The 1,847-nt window shown below is 31.6% G+C and carries 3 protein-coding genes; 1 reads left to right on the top strand and 2 read right to left on the bottom strand.

Going from position 1 to position 1,847, the window contains the following annotated elements; all coding sequences use genetic code 11:
• Positions 1 to 68 precede the first annotated feature (68 nt).
• On the bottom strand, positions 69 to 461 hold the full coding sequence (locus tag CD155_RS05580; protein WP_002442902.1) for a ribonuclease HI family protein: 393 nt from the start codon (positions 459 to 461) through the stop codon (positions 69 to 71).
• Between the two features lie 204 nt (positions 462 to 665).
• Positions 666 to 1,370 carry a queuosine precursor transporter gene (locus CD155_RS05575; RefSeq protein ID WP_103212759.1) on the bottom strand — a complete coding sequence of 235 codons (705 nt, stop codon included), beginning with the start codon at positions 1,368 to 1,370 and terminating at the stop codon, positions 666 to 668.
• Positions 1,371 to 1,643: 273 nt separating this feature from the next.
• Here CD155_RS05575 and CD155_RS05570 point away from each other — a divergent pair, with 273 nt between their 5' ends.
• On the top strand, positions 1,644 to 1,838 hold the full coding sequence (locus CD155_RS05570; protein WP_002442900.1) for a zinc-finger domain-containing protein: 195 nt from the start codon (positions 1,644 to 1,646) through the stop codon (positions 1,836 to 1,838).
• The last annotated feature ends 9 nt before the right edge of the window (positions 1,839 to 1,847 follow it).

Genomic DNA, 1,847 nt, shown 5'->3' with positions numbered 1-1,847 from the left:
AACTAAATAACAGAGAGAAATAAATAAACAGGTTATAGGGAGTCATTCCTATAGCCTGTTTTTTATGCTTATTTAGTTAATTTATATAACGCTTGTTGTGCATATTGATTCGCTTCTTTATTTTGTTCTCTAGGCACCCACTTAACAAACATTAACTCAAAACTTTGCTCTAAAATTTCCATATTATCAAAATAAGGTTTAAATTTAGCATTTTTAACGCGACCACTATTCACGCTATCCTCAATTAATTTAGAATCTGTATAAAGTAAGGCATTAATAACATTTAATTCTCTAGCATGTTCCAGCGCATGCAACATCGCTGCCCATTCTGCACTGTGATTATCCATTTCTCCTAAATCATGGGTGAAAACATGTCGTTCTGATTCTTCCTTCACAACGATTGCGCATGCACTTCGTCCTGGATTACCTTTCGTTGCAGCATCAAAATATATTTTTGCCATCTCGTTTACACCTTCATTCCATAAATTTATTTTTATTGTAGCAAATCTTCAAATGATAGAGTCAAAAGATAATCATTAAAGCCATACGAAATATAGCATCATCACGAGATTACGCATTATCTTTCTCCCACGTTCCGTTTACTCTTTTTAATTTAAAAAATAAAAACTGTCGACTAAGTTATAAAACAAAGTCAACAGTTATTTTTAATAGCCTTTATCAAGTTTTTGAATCTTACCTTTGCGATAGAAAGATTTAGCAATGTATCCAAACGGTACATTGAATATAGTTGAAATAAGTTTTAATAGGTAAGTAGTTATAAATATTTCGAATACTGCTATGCCAGGTAATGTACCCGCAAATGCAATAATAACGAATAATGCTGTATCAATAATCGAACTTAACATTGTACTTCCGTAAGCTCTGATGATAAACGTTTTATCTGAACTAAATATCTTTTTAATCAGTGAAAAGATAAATACATCAACATGTTGACCGATGATATACGCAACAATAGAACCTAGAGCAATTCTTGGAACTAAATCAAATATTGTCTTAAGCGCACCCTGCGCAGTATCTTCAGGTGCTGGAATAAAATGTAATGACATTTGCATAACAATAATCATCACTAATGTTGATGAAAATCCTAACCATACAGCACGTTTAGCAACTTTTCTACCATAAATATCATTTAAAATATCAGTTGCTAAATATATGGAAGCGAACATGACATTCCCAAGTGTCGCTGAAATTCCGAATATATGAATCGTTTTAATAACTTGAATGTTAGCTATAATCGTTCCCATTGCGACCCAAGCAATTAAACCGTGTTTCCCAAAACATCGATACATGAGAACCATTAAGATAAATGTAACAATAAATGAAGCTACACCAAAAATTTCATTAAACATCTTACTTCCTCCTAAATTTTGTTAAAGCGGGTGTTTAGAAACCGCAAAAAAACAACTTACTTAGTTTACTCGAAATATAAAAAATATGCAATAGGGTAACAAAAAATTACAAAATACAAACTTCTATGCTTTCATATGAACCCTATCTGAATTTCGTTTCAAAACGAATCATTAAATACGAATTGATTATTTCAAATTACCACACTTTCAATGCTATAATACAACCATGCAAAATATGTGATGAATCATTTAAAAAGTTTATAGCTAAAGGAAGTGGAAGCTATACTCACTTATTCAGAACAAAAAGCGATTAACAAAATTGATCGACTAATGAACACTTATTGCTATCAATGTCCATTAAAGTCTCATAATAGAAAGACTGAAGGTAAGACACAGGCACATCATTTTTGCATTAATGAGTGTTCAGTAGGTAAACAAATTAAACAAATCGGGAACGAGCTACAATAGGAGGACATC

This window comes from Staphylococcus caprae (assembly GCF_002902725.1).
Lineage (GTDB): Bacteria > Bacillota > Bacilli > Staphylococcales > Staphylococcaceae > Staphylococcus > Staphylococcus caprae.
This window is presented reverse-complemented; position numbering and strand designations above follow the sequence as displayed.

Coding starts and splice junctions, on each gene's coding strand:
- CD155_RS05575 (WP_103212759.1), bottom strand. CDS start 1,370: ATGTTTAATGAAATTTTTGGTGTAGCTTCATTTATTGTTACATTTATC.
- CD155_RS05580 (WP_002442902.1), bottom strand. CDS start 461: ATGGCAAAAATATATTTTGATGCTGCAACGAAAGGTAATCCAGGACGA.